This window comes from Bradyrhizobium sp. 159, from assembly GCF_023073795.1.
In the GTDB taxonomy this organism is placed as follows: domain Bacteria; phylum Pseudomonadota; class Alphaproteobacteria; order Rhizobiales; family Xanthobacteraceae; genus Bradyrhizobium.
The window spans coordinates 81474-97370 of record NZ_JADPKE010000071.1; the positions used below are offsets into that span (position 1 = coordinate 81474).

17 protein-coding genes are annotated in these 15897 nt (G+C 64.4%); 6 read left to right on the plus strand and 11 right to left on the minus strand.

Translation table 11 applies throughout. The features are described from left to right. Positions 1-79 precede the first annotated feature (79 nt). From IVA96_RS19950 to IVA96_RS19960, 3 genes are read right to left on the minus strand one after another with little or no spacing between them, the layout of a single operon-like run. Positions 80-292 carry a KTSC domain-containing protein gene (locus IVA96_RS19950; protein ID WP_247280718.1) on the minus strand — a complete coding sequence of 71 codons (213 nt, stop codon included), beginning with the start codon at positions 290-292 and terminating at the stop codon, positions 80-82. Continuing rightward, positions 277-1338 (minus strand): P1 family peptidase, encoded by a 1062-nt coding sequence (locus IVA96_RS19955; protein WP_247418794.1) that lies wholly within the window; start codon positions 1336-1338, stop codon positions 277-279. The genes IVA96_RS19950 and IVA96_RS19955 overlap by 16 nt, the downstream gene beginning before the upstream one ends. 58 nt (positions 1339-1396) lie before the next feature. Next, on the minus strand, positions 1397-4234 hold the full coding sequence (locus IVA96_RS19960) for a PAS domain S-box protein (RefSeq protein ID WP_247280720.1): 2838 nt from the start codon (positions 4232-4234) through the stop codon (positions 1397-1399). 233 nt (positions 4235-4467) lie between these two features. Between IVA96_RS19960 and IVA96_RS19965 the strand changes: the two genes are divergently transcribed. Then, a complete protein-coding gene (locus IVA96_RS19965) occupies positions 4468-4854 on the plus strand; it encodes a response regulator (protein ID WP_247280721.1) in 387 nt (128 codons plus the stop codon). 76 nt (positions 4855-4930) lie between these two features. On the opposite strand, the gene IVA96_RS19970 is transcribed toward IVA96_RS19965, so the two are convergent. From IVA96_RS19970 to IVA96_RS19990, 5 genes are all read right to left on the minus strand, one after another. Then, entirely contained in the window at positions 4931-6049 is a 1119-nt protein-coding gene (locus IVA96_RS19970) for a branched-chain amino acid ABC transporter substrate-binding protein (RefSeq protein WP_247280722.1), read from the minus strand. A gap of 173 nt (positions 6050-6222) precedes the next feature. After that, on the minus strand, positions 6223-6966 hold the full coding sequence (locus IVA96_RS19975) for an ABC transporter ATP-binding protein (protein WP_247280723.1): 744 nt from the start codon (positions 6964-6966) through the stop codon (positions 6223-6225). Then, entirely contained in the window at positions 6963-7796 is an 834-nt protein-coding gene (locus IVA96_RS19980; protein ID WP_247280724.1) for an ATP-binding cassette domain-containing protein, read from the minus strand. The genes IVA96_RS19975 and IVA96_RS19980 overlap by 4 nt, the downstream gene beginning before the upstream one ends. Then, positions 7793-9094, minus strand: a complete 1302-nt coding sequence (gene livM / locus IVA96_RS19985; protein WP_247280767.1) for a high-affinity branched-chain amino acid ABC transporter permease LivM — start codon at positions 9092-9094, stop codon at positions 7793-7795. Before livM ends, IVA96_RS19980 begins: the two co-directional genes overlap by 4 nt. A gap of 31 nt (positions 9095-9125) precedes the next feature. Next, positions 9126-10043, minus strand: coding sequence for a branched-chain amino acid ABC transporter permease LivH (locus IVA96_RS19990; RefSeq protein ID WP_247280725.1), 918 nt, complete (start codon positions 10041-10043; stop codon positions 9126-9128). Positions 10044-10319: 276 nt separating this feature from the next. Here IVA96_RS19990 and IVA96_RS19995 point away from each other — a divergent pair, with 276 nt between their 5' ends. Further along, entirely contained in the window at positions 10320-10481 is a 162-nt protein-coding gene (locus tag IVA96_RS19995; protein WP_164934786.1) for a hypothetical protein, read from the plus strand. A 183-nt stretch (positions 10482-10664) separates the two neighbouring features. Continuing rightward, complete coding sequence (locus IVA96_RS20000) at positions 10665-11189, plus strand: hypothetical protein (protein WP_247280726.1); 525 nt, start codon at positions 10665-10667, stop codon at positions 11187-11189. Here IVA96_RS20000 and IVA96_RS20005 read toward each other — a convergent pair. The 3 genes from IVA96_RS20005 to IVA96_RS20015 all read right to left on the minus strand — a co-directional run bounded on the left by IVA96_RS20005 (position 11151) and on the right by IVA96_RS20015 (position 13815). After that, positions 11151-11543, minus strand: a complete 393-nt coding sequence (locus IVA96_RS20005; RefSeq protein ID WP_247280727.1) for a carboxymuconolactone decarboxylase family protein — start codon at positions 11541-11543, stop codon at positions 11151-11153. The two genes, IVA96_RS20000 and IVA96_RS20005, sit on opposite strands and share 39 nt — an antisense overlap. Before the next feature lie 106 nt (positions 11544-11649). Next, on the minus strand, positions 11650-12432 hold the full coding sequence (gene pcaD, locus IVA96_RS20010; RefSeq protein WP_247280728.1) for a 3-oxoadipate enol-lactonase: 783 nt from the start codon (positions 12430-12432) through the stop codon (positions 11650-11652). A 27-nt stretch (positions 12433-12459) separates the two neighbouring features. After that, on the minus strand, positions 12460-13815 hold the full coding sequence (locus IVA96_RS20015) for a 3-carboxy-cis,cis-muconate cycloisomerase (RefSeq protein WP_247280729.1): 1356 nt from the start codon (positions 13813-13815) through the stop codon (positions 12460-12462). A 169-nt stretch (positions 13816-13984) separates the two neighbouring features. Here IVA96_RS20015 and IVA96_RS20020 point away from each other — a divergent pair, with 169 nt between their 5' ends. The 3 genes from IVA96_RS20020 to IVA96_RS20030 all read left to right on the plus strand — a co-directional run bounded on the left by IVA96_RS20020 (position 13985) and on the right by IVA96_RS20030 (position 15892). Continuing rightward, a complete protein-coding gene (locus IVA96_RS20020) occupies positions 13985-14431 on the plus strand; it encodes a carbon monoxide dehydrogenase subunit G (RefSeq protein WP_247280730.1) in 447 nt (148 codons plus the stop codon). 135 nt (positions 14432-14566) lie between these two features. Then, positions 14567-15052: a (2Fe-2S)-binding protein gene (locus IVA96_RS20025; RefSeq protein ID WP_247280731.1), complete on the plus strand. Its 486-nt coding sequence runs from the start codon at positions 14567-14569 to the stop codon at positions 15050-15052. Between the two features lie 33 nt (positions 15053-15085). Further along, positions 15086-15892 carry a xanthine dehydrogenase family protein subunit M gene (locus IVA96_RS20030; protein ID WP_247280732.1) on the plus strand — a complete coding sequence of 269 codons (807 nt, stop codon included), beginning with the start codon at positions 15086-15088 and terminating at the stop codon, positions 15890-15892. The last annotated feature ends 5 nt before the right edge of the window (positions 15893-15897 follow it).

The following is a 15897-nucleotide window of genomic DNA, read 5'->3' on the forward strand; positions in this document are numbered from 1 at the left end:
CGTGCAGCGGTTGTCCGAATAGATCATGCTCAACCAATAACCCAAAGCGCAATGACGTTCATCCTGATCTCATCGCGCTTTAGCCTACGTAGTCGTGGGTAGTGTCACGATAGGCATACCGATCGCGGATTTCGCGGTTGAAGAACGATCCCTTTGAGCGGGCCTGACTGAACGCGGCCGCGACCTCGGCCGGAACGTCCTCGTAGACATACAGGCGACCGCTGACGAAAGTCACCTTCAGCTCACGCGTATCGGGCGCATAGCGAAAGAAGCGGATCACTGACGACGGCATGACGGTGCACCTTGGCTCCGTCGGAATAACGCCATGTCAGGCGTTCGTTGCTCTCCGAAGCGATCGTTCCACGCCGGCTGCGCCCCGGCGAACGGCAGGGCCGTCGCGCCGTAAACGCCGCGGGCGATGGCACGCGCGACCACGTTGGCTGCGACCGTGCCGAGTTCGGTGAGGCCGACCAGCGGCTCGATCGGCTTCACGCAGGTCGCGGCGGCGAACAGCACGTCGCCGTCGGTCGGCGCATGCACCGGATAGATCGCGCGGGCAAAGCCGGTATGCGCGATCATCGCCAGCCGCTTGGCCTGGGGCTTGGTCAGCACCGCGTCGGTGACGACGACGCCGATCGTGGTGTTTTCGCGCGCGCTCGCGGCAGGACCGCCCTTGATGCGCATGCGGAGCATGTCGTCGGTGAACTTGTCCGGCAGGCCGCGTCCGCCGAATTCGCCGTCCACCTCGAACGGCGCCGCCCAGAACCACGGTCCGTTGCCGACGGTGACGCTGCCCACCGCGTTGACGGCGACGATCGCCGCGACCTTGACACCGTCGGGCGTCAGCGCCGAGGCCGAGCCCAGCCCGCCCTTGAACGTTGCGGTGGTGGCACCGAGGCCGGCGCCGACGCTGCCGAGCGCGAAGTCCGTGCCAGCGGCGGCTGCCGCGGCGTAGCCGAGCTCGCGATAGGGCGAGAAGCGTCCCCAGGCCTTGTCGCCGCCGTTGAGGAGATCGAACAGGATCGCGCCCGGCACGATCGGGATCAGCGCTTCGCGAACCCGGTGGCCGCGGCCCTGCTCGGCGAGCCAGGCCTGCACGCCGCCGCCGGTATCGAGGCCAAAGGCGGAACCGCCCGACAGCGCGATGGCGTCGATGCGCTCGACGGTGTTGGCAAGATCGAGCAATGCGTCCTCGCGTGTGCCGGGTCCGCCGCCGCGAACGTCGATCGCGGCGATCGCGGGAGAATCGAAGATGACCGCGGTCGCGCCAGAGGCGACTTTTGCGTCTTCGGCATGGCCGACGCGGACGCCGGCAACGTCGGTGAGGAGATTCTTCAAACTGGCCTCGCGAGCTGAGAGGAGTTCGCCTCTGCGATAGCGCAGAGACGTCGCAGGCTCAACTGGCGAGGGCCGCCCTGAGCATCTTGGCGAGCTCGGATTTGCGGTAGGGCTTGGCCAGCAGCAGCACGCCGGAATCGAGCCGGCCGTGATGGACGATGGCGTTCTCGGTGTAGCCCGAGGTGAATAGCGTCTTCAGGTCGGGGCGGCGCTTCTGCGCTTCGTCGGCAAGCTGGCGGCCGTTCATGTTGCCTGGCATGATGATGTCGGTGAAAAGCAGGTCGATGGTCTTGTCGTTGTCGATAATGGTGAGGGCCTCGGCGCCGTTGGCGGCCTCGAGCGCGGTATAGCCGAGGCTCCTGACCTGCGTCACAACATATTGCCGCACCAGGGCGTCGTCCTCGACGATCAGGATCTTCTCATTGCCGCCGGCGATCGGCGCATTCTGGAGCGCCTCGAACGCGGTCTCCTGCACCCCGGTCGAGCGCGGCAGGTAGATCTTCACGCTCGTGCCGTGGCCTTGCTCGCTGTAGATTTTGATGTGGCCGCCCGACTGCTTGACGAAGCCGAACACCATGCTCAAGCCCAGGCCGGTGCCCTTGCCAACCTCCTTGGTGGTGAAGAAGGGATCGAATACCCGGTCGATCAGGTCCGGCGGAATTCCGGTGCCGGTGTCGCTGACGGCGATCATCACGTAATTGCCGGCGACCACGTCGGGATTCATACTGGCATAGCCGTCGTCGAGGAAGATGTTGCGCGTCTCCAGCACCAAGGTGCCGCCGTCGGGCATGGCATCGCGCGCGTTCAATGCGAGATTCAGGATCGCGGTGGAGAGCTGGCCCGGATCGACCAGCGCGGGCCAGGCGTCCTCGGTGAGCTGCGGCAAGATCGTGATCTGCTCGCCCAGGGTCGGATGCAGCAGCTTGGCAGCTTCGAGCACCAGTGCATTAACGTCGATCTCGCGCGGCTGGAGCGGCTGCTTGCGTGCGAAGGCGAGCAGGTGCTTGGTCAGTTGCGCGCCGCGTTCAGCCGCATCGTCGATCAACTTGGTGATGGCGGCAAGCTCCGGCCTGTCGGCGACGGCGTCGCTGAGAATGCCGATCGTGCCCGTGATGACGGTCAGCACGTTGTTGAAGTCGTGAGCGACGCCGCCGGTCAACTGGCCGATCGAATCCATCTTCTGGACCTGCCGGAGCTGGGCCTCGGCCGCCTGCTTGTCGGTGAGATCGCGGCCGATGAAGAAATGGCGTTTCACCGGCTCCGACCAGGTGCCCATCCAGTTCAGCGTGACCTCGTGACCGTCGTAATGGTAGTAGCGCGCCTCGAAGCTGCGCTTGACCGCGCCACGCCGGGCTGCGCGCATCTCGCTCCGCGTCTTCTCCAGATCGTCAGGATGGATGAACTCGGTCGCGCTGTGCCCGACCATGTCCTCGGGGCTGTAGCCGAGAATGTTCTTCACGCTCGGGCTGACCTGGACGAAATTGCCATAGCCGTCGGTGACCAGGATCAGGTCCTGCGATGTCTCGAAGATGCGCTGGCGTTCTTCAGTCTCGCGGCGAAGCTTCTCTCTCGCCTGCTTCTCTTCGGTAATGTCGTGGGCGATCTTGGAGGCGCCGATGATCTCGCCCTGATCTGTGCGCAGGGGAGAGATATTCAGGACGACGTCGAGTGGGCGTCCGTCTTTTCGGATGCGGACCGTCTCGTGCTGGGCGATCGACTCGTTGCTGGCGACCCGGTTGAGGATGCTCCTGACTTCGCCCTTGCGGTCCGGCGGCACGATGATGTCGATTGGCTGGCCGACGGCTTCCGCAGCGGAATAGCCGAACAGATGCTCGGCGGCCTTGTTCCAGCCGGTGATGATGCCGTCGAGCGTTTTCGTGATGATGGCGTCGTTGGAGGACTCGATCACCGCGCCATATAGCGCGAGGCGCTTGCCGTAATAGTCGCGTTCCGAAGCCGATTGCTGGCGCAACCTGCCGACGAGGCCCATCGTGTGCGCCTGAAGACGGACATTCTCGATGAGGAGCACCGCGAGCACGAAGGTCGCTGCGGCGAGGCCGTAGAGCCGGCCGGCATAGAAGCCGAGGTCGAAGCGCGCGACGTTGACGATCGCCGACAGCGCGATGTCGAACAGCCAGGCGCACATGACGACCATGAGCCAGACGTCGATGACCGTATGCGGTCTGCGGAACCAGAGCGAGACAAGCGCGGCAAAACTCAGCGACCACACGAAGGACACGACGCCGATCATGGTCGGCGTGTAGTGGCCGTCGCGCAGCAGGACCGGCAACAGATCGTGTTGCGCGGTGACGATCCAGGTGCAGACGGCCATCGCGACGATGATTCCGAGCACGCAGGCATAGATCGCACTGCTCGTCGCACCCCGGAGCCGGGAGCCTCCGTCCTTTTCCTTCAGCCAGGCATAGCCCAGCACGCATAGCGGGAAGACGCCGTGCCAGATCATGTAGAGCCAGACCGTGGTTTGCCGGCCCGCGCCGAAGAGCCCGGTCGGTGTGAACAGGCCGGGGAAGGTGAGGGCATGGACCAGTGCCGCTGCGGCGGTGAAGAGATAACCGGTCGCGAGCCATAGCAATGCACGAGTCCGCAAGACTGCGAATTGCGAGAGCAGCAGCACTGCCGTGACGATGTCGCTGATGGCGAGCGCCGATTGGTAACTCGCGACGAAGGCGGGGACCGGCAGTAGCGGGATACCCGCGAAGGGTACAGCCGCTGCGAACAGGATCGAGGACACGCCGACAATCGTCAATGCCGCAGCGCGGTCGGTCGAGGTGGCCGGCAGGGTCGAAAGAAATGTGCTTCGGTCGATCGTTGCAGGCACGTCCACCTCTCGCAGGTCGATTTTGAGCTGGTCGGTCTTCAGCAGGGTCTTGAGCATCTCCGCTAGTCTCATTCGACTGCGAGCCCGTTCATGGTAGCGGGTTCTGGCGCTCATCGTGAACGGAACCGGCTTACGACTCAACCGACGGTTACAGCTTACTTAATTCTGGTGAGAACGCGGAGCAGGGATCGGTAAGATGGGCTTTACTGGACGGTGTCATAATGCCCCTCCGCCGCGGCGGGTTCCAGGTTTAAATCAGGCGATCTGATTTCGATATCGAGAGTTGTCCCATGCCCCGCGTTCTCGTCATCGACGACCAAAAGGACGTCCGCGCGATGGTCGCGATCGTGCTTCGGGTCAATGGTTTCGAGGTCGTGGAGGCCAAAAGCGGTGCGGCGGGGCTGAAAGCCTTCGCGGAAAGCCCCTTTGACGGGGCGATCGTCGACATCTTCCTCGGTGATACCAACGGCCTGGATGTCATCGCGGCCCTGCGCGAGCGCGCGCCTGCGCTCCCCGTCATTGCGGTGTCCGGAATGACGACGCTCGATTTCATGGACCAATCGCCCCACCTCGCCAATGTGGTCTGCCTGCAAAAGCCGTTTCGACCGAATGATCTCCTGCAAGCTCTGCGAAAGGCCGAGGCGGCGCCGAGCGGCGAGCTGCCGGCCGCGGTCTGACCTCACGCAAGAAGAACGCCCCGGGGCGAGCCGGGGCGTGGTGATGATTGGTCGGTCTGAGGCCACTCTAGCGGGGTTAGGTGCCGTTGCCCCTGATCTCGACGTAACCGCCCTTGGCATCCCATTTGTAGACGACGTAGTCGATCTGCTTGATGTCGCCCTTGGCGTCATACTCGATCGGGCCGATCACGGTGTCCCACTTGCCGGCCTTGATCGTCTCCATGACCTTCTTGGCGTCGGTGGTGCCGGCCTTCTTGGCCGCCTGCGACCAGACCTGCATCGCCGCGTAGGTGTAGAGCGTATAGCCCTCGGGATCGATGCCCTTGGCCTTGAACGCCTCGACGATCTTCTTCGCCGTCGGCTTATTGCGCGGATCGGGGCCGAAGGTGAACAGCGTGCCTTCGCCGGCCGGACCGGTGATGGAGGCGTACTCCTTGTCGGCGAGCGCGTCGCCGGCCATTAGCACGGTCTTGAGGCCCTGATCGCGCATCTGACGCAGGATCAGGCCGCTCTCCTGATGATAGCCGCCGACATAGACGAGATCGATGTTGTCACGCTTCAGGCGCGAGACGATGGCGTTGAAGTCTTTGTCACCCTTGTTGTAGGACTCGTACATCTTCTCGGTGATGCCGGCCTTGTTGAGCGCCTTCTTGGTCTCGTCGGCAAGACCCTTGCCGTAGGTGGTCTTGTCGTTGAGGATCGCGATGTTCTTGCCCTTGTAATTCTTGGCGATGTATTGCGCCGCGATCAGGCCTTGCTGGTCGTCGCGGCCGCAGACGCGCGCCACGTTCCAGAGCTTGCGCTCGGTGAACAGCGGGTTGGTCGAGGCCGGCGTGATCTGGAGCACGTTGCCGTCGGCATAGGCCTCCGAAGCGGGAATCGACGAGGACGAGCAATAATGCCCGGCCACGAACGGGATTTTCGCGCCGGCGATCTTCTCGGCGATCGAGCGCGCCTGCTTCGGATCGCAAGCGTCGTCCTCGACGGACAGGGCCAGCTTCTTGCCGTTGAGACCGCCGGCGGCGTTGATGTCGGCCACGGCCATCTCGGCGCCATTCTTCATCTGGCGGCCGAAGGCGGACTCGCCGCCGGTCATCGGGCCTGCGACTGCGACGGTGACATCCTGCGCGAATGCCGCGCTCGAGAGCGCGAGCGATGCGCCGAATGCCAGGCCGATGAGCTTCAGTGATTTCATGAGATACCTCGCGGGTGGTCGCCTGTGGAAGTTGCCGGGCTTGCCCGGTTCAAACCGGCGCCATTCTCGAATGAATTTGAGGAGAAGTCACCGGCAAAATACGGGCATCGGCGGAGATATCTCGCCACATTCGGCCCGCACGTGGGTCGGCCCTTGTCCGGCTTCGGCGGGCGTCAGCCGCGCCGGCCGCCTTCGAGGTAGGCGGCGCGAATCTCGGGGCGCTGCAACAACTCGGCGCCGGTCCCGGCCAAGGTGATCAGGCCATTGACCATGACATAGCCGCGATGGGCGAGCTTGAGCGCATGGTTGGCGTTCTGCTCGACGATCAGAACGGTCAGACCATCCTGCCGGTTCAGGGTGCGGATCGCATCGAAAATCTGACGGGCGATCAACGGAGCCAACCCGAGCGAGGGCTCGTCGAGCAGGAGCAGGCGGGGGCGGCTCATCAGCGCGCGGCCAATTGCCAGCATCTGCTGCTCGCCACCGGACAGGGTTCCACCGCGCTGGGCATAGCGTTCCTTTAGCCGCGGAAACAGCGTGAACACGCGCTGGAGCGTCACCTCGCGCTCCACATCCGTGCATTCGGTGGCATCCGCTCCCATCTGAAGGTTTTCCGCAACGCTCATGCGCGGGAAGATGCGGCGGCCTTCCGGCGATTGCGCGATGCGCAAATGCGCGATCTCGTGGGTGGGAACGTCGGTGATATCGCGGCCTTCGTACAGGATCTGGCCGGCACGGGCGCGCGGCTTGCCGAAGATCGTCATCATCAGCGTCGACTTGCCGGCGCCGTTGGCGCCGATCAGGGCAACGATCTCGCCGGCATTGATCTCGACATCGACGCCCTTCAGCGCCTCGATCTTGCCGTAGGCGGCGCGAAGGCTGCGGATCGCGAGCAGGGGATTGGGCGCAGACGTCACGTCCCGCCCTCCATCACGGCCACCGCCTCGTCCTCGTCGGCGCCGAGATAGGCGGCGATCACCTTGGGATCGTCGCGGACGTCGCGCGGAGAGCCTTCCGCAATCTTGACGCCATGGTCCATCACCACGATGTGGTCGGAGATTTCCATCACCACCGACATGTCGTGCTCGATCAGCAGGATCGAGGTGCCGAGCTCGTTGCGGATCGAGAGCAGGAGCTCGCTCAAGGCCGCGCTCTCGCGTGCATTGAGGCCAGCGGCGGGCTCGTCCAGGCACAATAGCGCGGGCTCGGTGCACATCGCGCGGGCGATCTCGAGCCGGCGCTGGTCGCCATAGGCGAAATTGCCGGCAGCGTCGTCGGCGCGCTCGAGCAGGTTGACCCGTTGGAGCCACTCGGTGGCGAGATCAATCGCGCGCTTTTCGGCGTCGCGGTAGGCGGGCACGCCGAGGAGACCGAGGAGGGTGAAGCCGGAGGCGCGCATCAGCGCGTTGTGCTGCGCCACCATCAGGTTCTCCAGCGCGGTCATGCCGGGAAACAGGCGGATGTTCTGAAAGGTGCGCGCCACCTTGGCCTGCTTGGCGATGCGGAAATCGTTCAGGCTCTCCAGTGCGATCAGCTTGCCGTCGTCATGCTTCAGGCGGATGCTGCCGCCGCTCGGCTTGTAGAAGCCGGTGATGCAGTTGAAGACGGTGGTCTTGCCGGCGCCGTTCGGGCCGATCAATGCGGTAATCTTCTTCCGCTCCGCCGAGAGCGACAGGTCCTGCACGGCGACGATGCCGCCGAAGCGCATCGTGAGCCGGTCGACGCTGAGAATCTGGTCGCGGCTCATCCGTGCCCTTCCTTGACGAGATCGGAGGAGATCGCATGCGCCTTGGTCAGATACACGGTGGGGGCGCGATGGCCGATCAGGCCGCGCGGCCGCCAGATCATGATGAGCACCATCGCCATGCCGAACACCAGCATGCGGTAAGTCTCAAGGCTGCGGAACAGCTCGAAGCCGCCGATCATGGCGAGCGCCGCGAGCGCAACGCCGAGCTGCGACCCCATGCCACCGAGCACGACGATGGCGAGCACCAGCGCCGATTCCTGGAAGGTGAAGGATTCCGGGCTGATGAAGCCCTGGCGCGTGGCGAAGAACGCGCCGGCGAAGCCGCCGAACATGGCGCCCGTCGCAAATGCCGTGAGCTTGGTGGTCGTGGTGTTGATGCCGAGCGCGCGGCAGGCGACCTCGTCCTCGCGCAAGGCTTCCCAGGCCCGCCCGATCGGCAGGCGGCGCAGGCGAATCGTGACCCAGTTGGTGAGAAGCGCCAGCGCCAGGATCAGATAGAACAGGAAGACGATGCGGTGGGTCGGCGAATATTCGATGCCGAGCTTGGCAGCTAGCCCGTCGTCGCTGTTGTCGAGCGGGATGCCGAAGAAGGAGGGCCGGGGAATGCCCGAGACGCCGTTGGGACCGCCGGTGAGCTCCTGCCAATTGATGATGACGAGGCGGATGATCTCGCCGAAGGCGAGTGTCACGATCGCGAGATAGTCGCCGCGCAGGCGCAGGACGGGGAAGCCGAGCAGCACGCCCCAGAATGCGGCGAGGATGCCGGCGAGCGGCAGGCAGATCCAGAACGACCAGCCGAAATTGGTGGCGAGCAGCCCGTAGGAATAGGCGCCGACGGCATAGAAGGCGACGTAGCCGAGATCGAGCAGGCCGGCGAGGCCGACCACGACGTTCAACCCCCAGCCCAGCATGACATAGGTGAGCACGAGGATCGCGAGGTCGAGGATGTAGCGCTGGTTATAGAAGATCACGGGCACCAGCAGCGTGAAGATCAGGAGCGCCGGCGCGAGGTAGCGGCCGATGAAGGATATGCCGCTCTGCACCGCCGGAGGTACCAGCTTCTCGGCACCGCTCGAGCCGATCCATTGCCGCAATAGCTCCATCACGATCGAGCCGCCGAACACCACGGCGACGAGGGAGGCGACCTCGCCGAATCGCGTCCAATAGGTGAGCTGGCCGGAGGATCCTGCCTCGGTGCGCACGCCGACCATCAGCGAGAACAGCACCAGCGCGATTAGCGCGCTAAGGAAGGATTTCTTCAAAATGTAGGAGATGCCTGCTGGGCGATGGTCGGACATGGTCGAGGGAGTTGTCACGCGGGCCGGTCCGTCAGACTTTTTCGACTTCGGGACGGCCGAGCAGGCCGGTCGGCATGAAGATCAGCACGACAATCAGAATCGAGAACGCGGCGACGTCCTTGTACTCCACCGAGAAATAGGCCGACCAGAACGTCTCGATCAGGCCGATCGCAAGTCCGCCGAGCATGGCGCCGGGCAGCGAGCCGATGCCGCCGAGCACGGCGGCGGTGAAGGCCTTGATGCCGGCGACGAAGCCCATGAAGAAATCCACCAGGCCATAATAGAGCAGGTACATCAGGCCTGCGACCGCGGCGAGCGCGGCGCCGATCACGAAGGTCATGGAGATGGTGCGGTCGACGTCGACGCCGAGCAGCGCCGCCATGGTCTGGTCCTGTTCGCAGGCGCGCATGTCGCGTCCGAGCCGGGTGCGTGACACCAGCCAGGTGAAGATCGCCAACAGCACGATGGTGGTGATGACCACCATGATCTGGATGTTGGAAAGCTGGATGACGAAGCCGTCCGGGCTCTCATGCAGCGTGTAGCCGCCGGTGATGAAAGGCGGGATCGGCTTGACGCGCGCGCCTTGCGCCACCTGCGAGTAGTTGGTCAGCACGAAGGACATACCAATCGCCGACAGCATCGGGGCGAGGCGGAAGGAATGACGCAGCGGCCGGTAGGCGATGCGCTCGATGGTCCAGCCGTAGAGCGCGGTGATCGCCATCGAGACCAGCAGAACCACGAGCAGGATCACCGGGATTGCGGTGAGGCCGAGCGAGATCAGAATCAGGAAGGTAATCAGCGCAATGAAGCCGCCGATCATGAAGACGTCGCCATGGGCGAAGTTGATCATGCCGACGATGCCGTAGACCATCGTGTATCCGATCGCGATCAGGCCGTAAATCGAGCCCAGGACGAGACCGTTGATGAGCTGCTGGGCGAAATAATCCATGGGCTGCCGTTACCAAACCTGACGCGGCTCAAAGGGAGCTCTTCGAGAGAGAGGTCGCAAGTTCTCCTCGGGCCCCGGCAGCCCTTGAGCATTCTTCCAGTTTTGTAACAGGAGGGAACTGGACGCTGCAACTGGCCAGATGTCGACATCCAGGCTTGTACAGAGGTCATTTTCGCCTTCGGTTCCCTCGAACCGCGAGGAATCGGGTTCCTGAGCAACCAAAATGGAGCGTGGCCGTTGTCTCGCCTCTGACGTCCAACAAGGGAGTTCCCCCGAATGACGAAGCAGCAGAACCAGAATCCGGGTCAGCAGAGTCAGAACCCCGGCCAGCGCACGCCTCAGCAACAGCAGGGCGGCGGCCAGAAACCCGGACAGCAGCAGCAGGATCCGATGCGCCAGGGCGACCGGCCCGGTCAGCAACAGGGTCAGGACAAGTAGTTTGGGAGCCCAGACGTGAAGAGGGGCCCTGCCGTAAGGCGGGGCCTTTTTTGTGGGCGCCCGGTCCGCCGGGCGGTTAAGGTAAACAAAGGGTTTAAATTGCCGCCACAGTCTGATGCGAGTTAGCTCCGGCAAAGCCATTGCCTTCCGTTGAGGGCTTTCGGCAAGCAAGCGGGAAGCGGCATGTTCAGGAATTGGCGGATCGGCTCGGTCAACGGCGCGCTGCTGGCGGCCTACTTCATCCCGGCCTGGACGCTGGTGGCCTTCAACATCATGGTCGCACCGGTGCACGGCCTCTACGAGCGGCCGAGCGTCGCGGTCGCCCTGTTCCTCAGCGACCATCTCGACATGGCGGGGATGAGCACGGTGCGGGCCGCCTGGCTGCTGGCCCTGGGACGGCTGACCGTCGTGGCGTTCTTTCTGATCTATCTCGCGCTGCTCTGCATCCGCCGCACGCGGAAGAATGGCGGCAGTGACGAGGCGCTCGGCATTGCCCTGGCGATCGGCAGTCTGATCTCGTTTGCCAGCATGGTGATGGCCTCGAAGGTCGGCGAGATGGCCGCGCTCCGGCTGCACGCGACCGAGCTTCTGCTTCTGCTCGGCGCGGCCATCGTCGTGGTGATCGAGAAGCCGGCGGCAGCGCCGAAGACCGTCGAGATCGCCGCTCCCCTAGGTCTTGAGCAGGCCGAGCTCCTGCACAATCGCTGAGGCTTCCTTCACGGCGTGGTTCGCCGCCGGAACGCCGCAATAGATCGCCTGCTGCAGCAGGATCTCCTTGATGTCGTCGGGCGTGAAGCCGCCTTCGGCGAGCGCCGCGCGCACGTGCAGGCGGAATTCGTCCCATTGCCCGAGCGCGACCATGGTGCCGATCACCAGCACCCGTCGCGTGCGCTCGTCGAAATGCGGCCGCGTCCAGATCTCGCCCCAGGCGTAGCCGGTGATCAGGTCCTGGAAGTCGGTGTTGAAGGCGTTGCGGTTCGCGATCGACTTGTCGACCCAGGCATTGCCCAGTACTTTTCGGCGTACATTCATGCCGGCATCGCGGCGGTTTTGGTCGTCCATATCTATCCTCCTCTCTGTCATTGCGAGCGAAGCGAAGCAATCCAGAATCTTTCCGCAGACGGCAGTCTGGATTGCTTCGCTGCGCTCGCAATGACGCGTGGTGAGATCAGCGCTGCGTCAAAAATCCTACCACCGCATCTGTAAACGCGTGCGGCTGCTCGACGTTAGAAATGTGGGCGGCATCGATGATGGTCATGCTGGCGCCGGGAATGTTCGAGCGGATCAGCTCGCCCGCCGAGATCGGCGTCGCCATGTCATGGCGGCCGGCGATCACCAGCGTCGGGCTCTTGATCTTGGGAAGCAGCGCGCGCTGGTCCAGTGTCGACAGCGCCTCGCAGCAGGCGAGATAGCCCTCGACGGGCGAGGCAAGCAGCATCGACTTCATCTTCGCGGTGATCTCGGGCTCGCGCTCGCGGAAATCCTGGGTCAGCCAGCCCGCAAGCACGGCATCGGCGACCGCCGCGATGCCGCCCTTCTTCACAGCGTCGATGCGTTCCAGCCATTTGGTCGGTTCGGCATAATAGCAGGAGGTGTTGGCGAGGATGATCTTACCGAAGCGTTCCGGCGCGTTCGCGCCCAGCCATTGTCCGACCATGCCGCCCATCGACAGGCCGCACCAATGCACCTTCTCGATGTTGAGATCGTCGAGGATCGCGAGCACGTCGCGGCCGAAGCGCTCCATCGTGTAGGGACCGGGCGGAACGTTGGACTTGCCGTGGCCGCGGCGGTCGTAGCGGATGACGCGGAACACCTGCGTCAGCGCCTTCATCTGCGGCTCCCACATTTGCAGCGTGCAGCCCAGCGAATTGGAGAGCATCAAGGTCGGTCCGCCGTCGCGGCCCTCGACCGAGACGTTGAGCAGGCAACCGTCGGCATCGATCATGGGCATGCGGCGTCTCCGTCGGATTCGCGGTTCTTATTCGCGATCGAGGCTGTCGAGCAGCCGGTCGATCAGGGCTTGGGAAGCTCCTTGATAGGCCATCGGCTCGAACAATGCCGCAATTTTTTCCGGCGGCAGATGAGCGGTAACAAGCGAATCAGCCGACAGTACCTCGCGCAGATGCTTCTTCTCGGCGACCGCGCGCTTGCTGGCGGCCTCGACGAGATGATGCGCATCGCTCTTGCCGATCGTCTCTGCCAGCGCAAAGGTGACCGCTTCCGCCATGATCAAGCCGTGCGTCGCATCGAGATTGCTGCGCATGCGCGCGGTGTCGACGTCAAGGCCCTCGGCGATGTCAACGACGGCGGCAAGCGCGCCCGAGGTGACCAGCATCAATTGCGGCAGCGTCGGCCATTCCGCGTGCCAGGGGCCGGCGCTGCGTTCGTGGTCCTGCACTTGCGCGGCAAAAATCGTCGCGGCGAGTTGCGGGGCCATGGTCGCAGCGCCAAGCGCGCTGGCGGCGGCGACTGGGTTGCGCTTGTGCGGCATAGTCGAGGAGCCGCCGCGGCCTTCGCCGGCGGGTTCGAACGCTTCGGCGACGTCGGTCTGCATCAGCAGCGAGACGTCGCGGGCGATCTTGCCGCAACTGCCGGCGAGAATCGCAAGGCAGGACGCCGCCTCCGCGATGCGGTCGCGATGGGTGTGCCAGGGCGCATCCGGCAATGGCAGGTTCAGCTCCTGCGCCAGCCGCTCTGCAACAGCTAGTCCCTTGTCGCCGAGCGCGGCGAGCGTGCCGGCGGCGCCGCCGAATTGCAGCGCGAGACCCTCGCGGGAGAGCCGCCTGAGGCGGCAGCGGCTGCGGGCAAGGCTTGCGGCGTATTCGGCAGCCTTCAGCCCGAACGGCATCGGCAGCGCGTGCTGGAGCCAGGTGCGCGCGACCATCGCGGTGGCGCGATGGGCGCGCGCCAATGCGGCAAGACCCTTGATGGCGCGGCTGAGGTCGGCGTCCAACGCACCGATGCCCGCGCGCAGCGTGAGCATGGTCGCGGTGTCGATGACGTCCTGGCTGGTCGCGCCCCAATGCACGTAACGCGCGGCCTCCGCATCGGCCCTGCCGACATTGGCGGTCAGCGCCTTGACCAGGGGAATCGCGAGATTGCCTGATCGCGTCGCGGCCTCGGCCAGGGCTGCCATATCAAAGGCATCAGCCTTGCAGGCGGACGCGATCGACTCCACCGCGGATGGGGGAATCACACCTGTGGCGGCTTCGGCCCGTGCCAGAGCTGCCTCGAAATCGAGCATGTTCTGGAGGGTCGACCGATCGTCGCAGACCGCGCGCATGGCTGCGCTTGACAGCATCGGCGCGAGCAGGGGGGAGAGGGATGTGCTCATATTGTGCGGGACCTAACCACCATGGCCCGCCTGTGCCAATCCCAAACCATCGGCGCAAGCTTTTTGCAGTTGCGAATATGCATTGCACGTGACCGGGGGCCGCCCTTTCCTTTACGGCCTCCGTGCGTTACTTGAGCAGCATTATAGTTGTGCGATCCGGGAGGCACCCATGGCCATGACGATGAACGGCGAAGTTCAGCTTGCGGCGCCGCGCGAGGCCGTGTGGGACAAGCTCAACGACCCCGAGGTGCTGAAGGCCTGCATCCCCGGCTGCGAGGAGCTGGAGAAGACCGACGACGGCGGCTTTCGCGCAACGGCGAAAATGAAGGTTGGCCCGGTGTCCGCGCGCTTCAAGGGCAAAGTCATGCTCTCCGATCTCGACCCGCCCAACGGCTACAAGATCTCCGGTGAGGGTGAGGGTGGGGTGGCCGGCTTCGCTAAGGGCGGCGCGGCCGTCAGGCTCGCGGAGAAGGACGGCGGCACACTGCTCTCCTACGACGTCGAGGCGCAGATCGGCGGCAAGTTGGCGCAGCTCGGCCAGCGCCTGATCAACGGCGCCGCCAAGAAGCTGGCCGACGAATTTTTCGCGAACTTCGCCAAGGCGGTACAGGGCTAAAGGCTATCGCCTTTGGACATGGCGCCTTGCGTCCGGGGCGATGTTGCTCCCGGGCATAATGGCCCATATGATGGGTCGGAATAATTATAAGAACCGCTTCGATGGGACCCGTCGGGGCGCTGATAGAGAGTGCTTATGGCAAAAATCTCCCTCATCGTGAACGGCAATCCAGTCACGGCCAATGTCGATCCCCGCACCCTCCTGGTGCAGTTCCTGCGCGAGAATCTGCGGCTGACCGGGACCCATGTCGGCTGCGACACCTCGCAGTGCGGCGCCTGCGTCGTGCATCTCGATGGCAAGGCCGTGAAGTCCTGCACCACGCTGGCGGTGATGGCCGATGGCCACGAGGTCAAGACGATCGAGGGGCTCGCCGCGGATGGCGCGCCGTTGCATCCGATGCAGGAGGCCTTCCGCGAGCATCATGGCCTGCAGTGCGGCTTCTGCACGCCCGGCATGATCATGACCGCGATCGACATCGTGCATCGCAAGGGCCATGAGCTCGACGACCACACTATCCGCGAAGAGCTGGAAGGCAATCTCTGCCGCTGCACCGGCTATCAGAACATCGTCGCCTCGATCACCGCCGGTGCGAAGGCGATGGCCAAATCCGATCTCGCGTAGACCGCGCGCGCATTCCGCGATCAGGACACACCCATGTATGAATTCAAATATCATCGCCCCGGCACCGTGCGCCAGGCGGCCAATCTCCTGGTGAAGAACGAAGACGCCAAGGTGATCGCCGGCGGCCACACGCTGATTCCCGTCATGAAGCAGCGCCTCGCCAGCCCGCCGCATCTGGTCGACCTCTCTCACATCGAGGGGCTCGACACGATCGAGATGAAGGGTCGCTCGCTGGTGATCGGAGCCACCGCCAAGCATGCCGAGGTCGCAAGCTCCCCGATCGTCGGCGAGGCGATCCCGGCGCTCGCCAGCCTTGCGGGTGGAATCGGCGATCCCGCCGTGCGTCACAAGGGCACGATCGGCGGCTCGCTCGCCAACAACGATCCGACCGCGGATTATCCGGCCGCCGTCCTCGCGTTAGGGGCGACCATCGTCACCAACAAGCGCCGCCTGAAGGCGGAAGAGTATTTCCAGGGCCTGTTCTCGACCGCGCTTGAAGCCGACGAGATCATCACCAAGGTGATGTTTCCGCTGCCGAAGAAGGCGGCCTATGTCAAATTCCGCAACCAGGCTTCGCGCTACGCGCTGGTCGGCGTGTTCGTGGCGCGGCGTCCGTCGGACGTGCGCGTCGCCGTCACCGGTGCCGGCTCCGAAGGCGTGTTCCGCGTCACCGCGTTCGAGGAGGCCCTGAAGAAGCGCTTCTCGTCGAAGGCGCTTGACGGCATCGTGATGCCGGCCGAAGGCCTCAACAGCGACATCCACGGCAGCGCCGAGTACCGTGCGCATCTCATCGGCGTGCTGACGCGCCGCGCCGTCGATGCCGCCAATGCCAAGGAATGAGCTGA

What these genes read in the sequence shown, in the direction of transcription:
- IVA96_RS20000 (WP_247280726.1), top strand. Translation starts at nt 10,665, where the DNA reads ATGTTCAGGAATTGGCGGATCGGCTCGGTCAACGGCGCGCTGCTGGCG.
- IVA96_RS19990 (WP_247280725.1), bottom strand. Translation starts at nt 10,043, where the DNA reads ATGGATTATTTCGCCCAGCAGCTCATCAACGGTCTCGTCCTGGGCTCG.
- IVA96_RS19960 (WP_247280720.1), bottom strand. Translation starts at nt 4,234, where the DNA reads ATGCTCAAGACCCTGCTGAAGACCGACCAGCTCAAAATCGACCTGCGA.
- IVA96_RS20015 (WP_247280729.1), bottom strand. Translation starts at nt 13,815, where the DNA reads ATGAGCACATCCCTCTCCCCCCTGCTCGCGCCGATGCTGTCAAGCGCA.
- IVA96_RS20030 (WP_247280732.1), top strand. Translation starts at nt 15,086, where the DNA reads ATGTATGAATTCAAATATCATCGCCCCGGCACCGTGCGCCAGGCGGCC.
- IVA96_RS20025 (WP_247280731.1), top strand. Translation starts at nt 14,567, where the DNA reads ATGGCAAAAATCTCCCTCATCGTGAACGGCAATCCAGTCACGGCCAAT.
- IVA96_RS19995 (WP_164934786.1), top strand. Translation starts at nt 10,320, where the DNA reads ATGACGAAGCAGCAGAACCAGAATCCGGGTCAGCAGAGTCAGAACCCC.
- livM (WP_247280767.1), bottom strand. Translation starts at nt 9,094, where the DNA reads ATGTCCGACCATCGCCCAGCAGGCATCTCCTACATTTTGAAGAAATCC.
- IVA96_RS19970 (WP_247280722.1), bottom strand. Translation starts at nt 6,049, where the DNA reads ATGAAATCACTGAAGCTCATCGGCCTGGCATTCGGCGCATCGCTCGCG.
- IVA96_RS19950 (WP_247280718.1), bottom strand. Translation starts at nt 292, where the DNA reads ATGCCGTCGTCAGTGATCCGCTTCTTTCGCTATGCGCCCGATACGCGT.
- IVA96_RS19965 (WP_247280721.1), top strand. Translation starts at nt 4,468, where the DNA reads ATGCCCCGCGTTCTCGTCATCGACGACCAAAAGGACGTCCGCGCGATG.
- pcaD (WP_247280728.1), bottom strand. Translation starts at nt 12,432, where the DNA reads ATGCCCATGATCGATGCCGACGGTTGCCTGCTCAACGTCTCGGTCGAG.
- IVA96_RS20020 (WP_247280730.1), top strand. Translation starts at nt 13,985, where the DNA reads ATGGCCATGACGATGAACGGCGAAGTTCAGCTTGCGGCGCCGCGCGAG.
- IVA96_RS19980 (WP_247280724.1), bottom strand. Translation starts at nt 7,796, where the DNA reads ATGAGCCGCGACCAGATTCTCAGCGTCGACCGGCTCACGATGCGCTTC.
- IVA96_RS20005 (WP_247280727.1), bottom strand. Translation starts at nt 11,543, where the DNA reads ATGGACGACCAAAACCGCCGCGATGCCGGCATGAATGTACGCCGAAAA.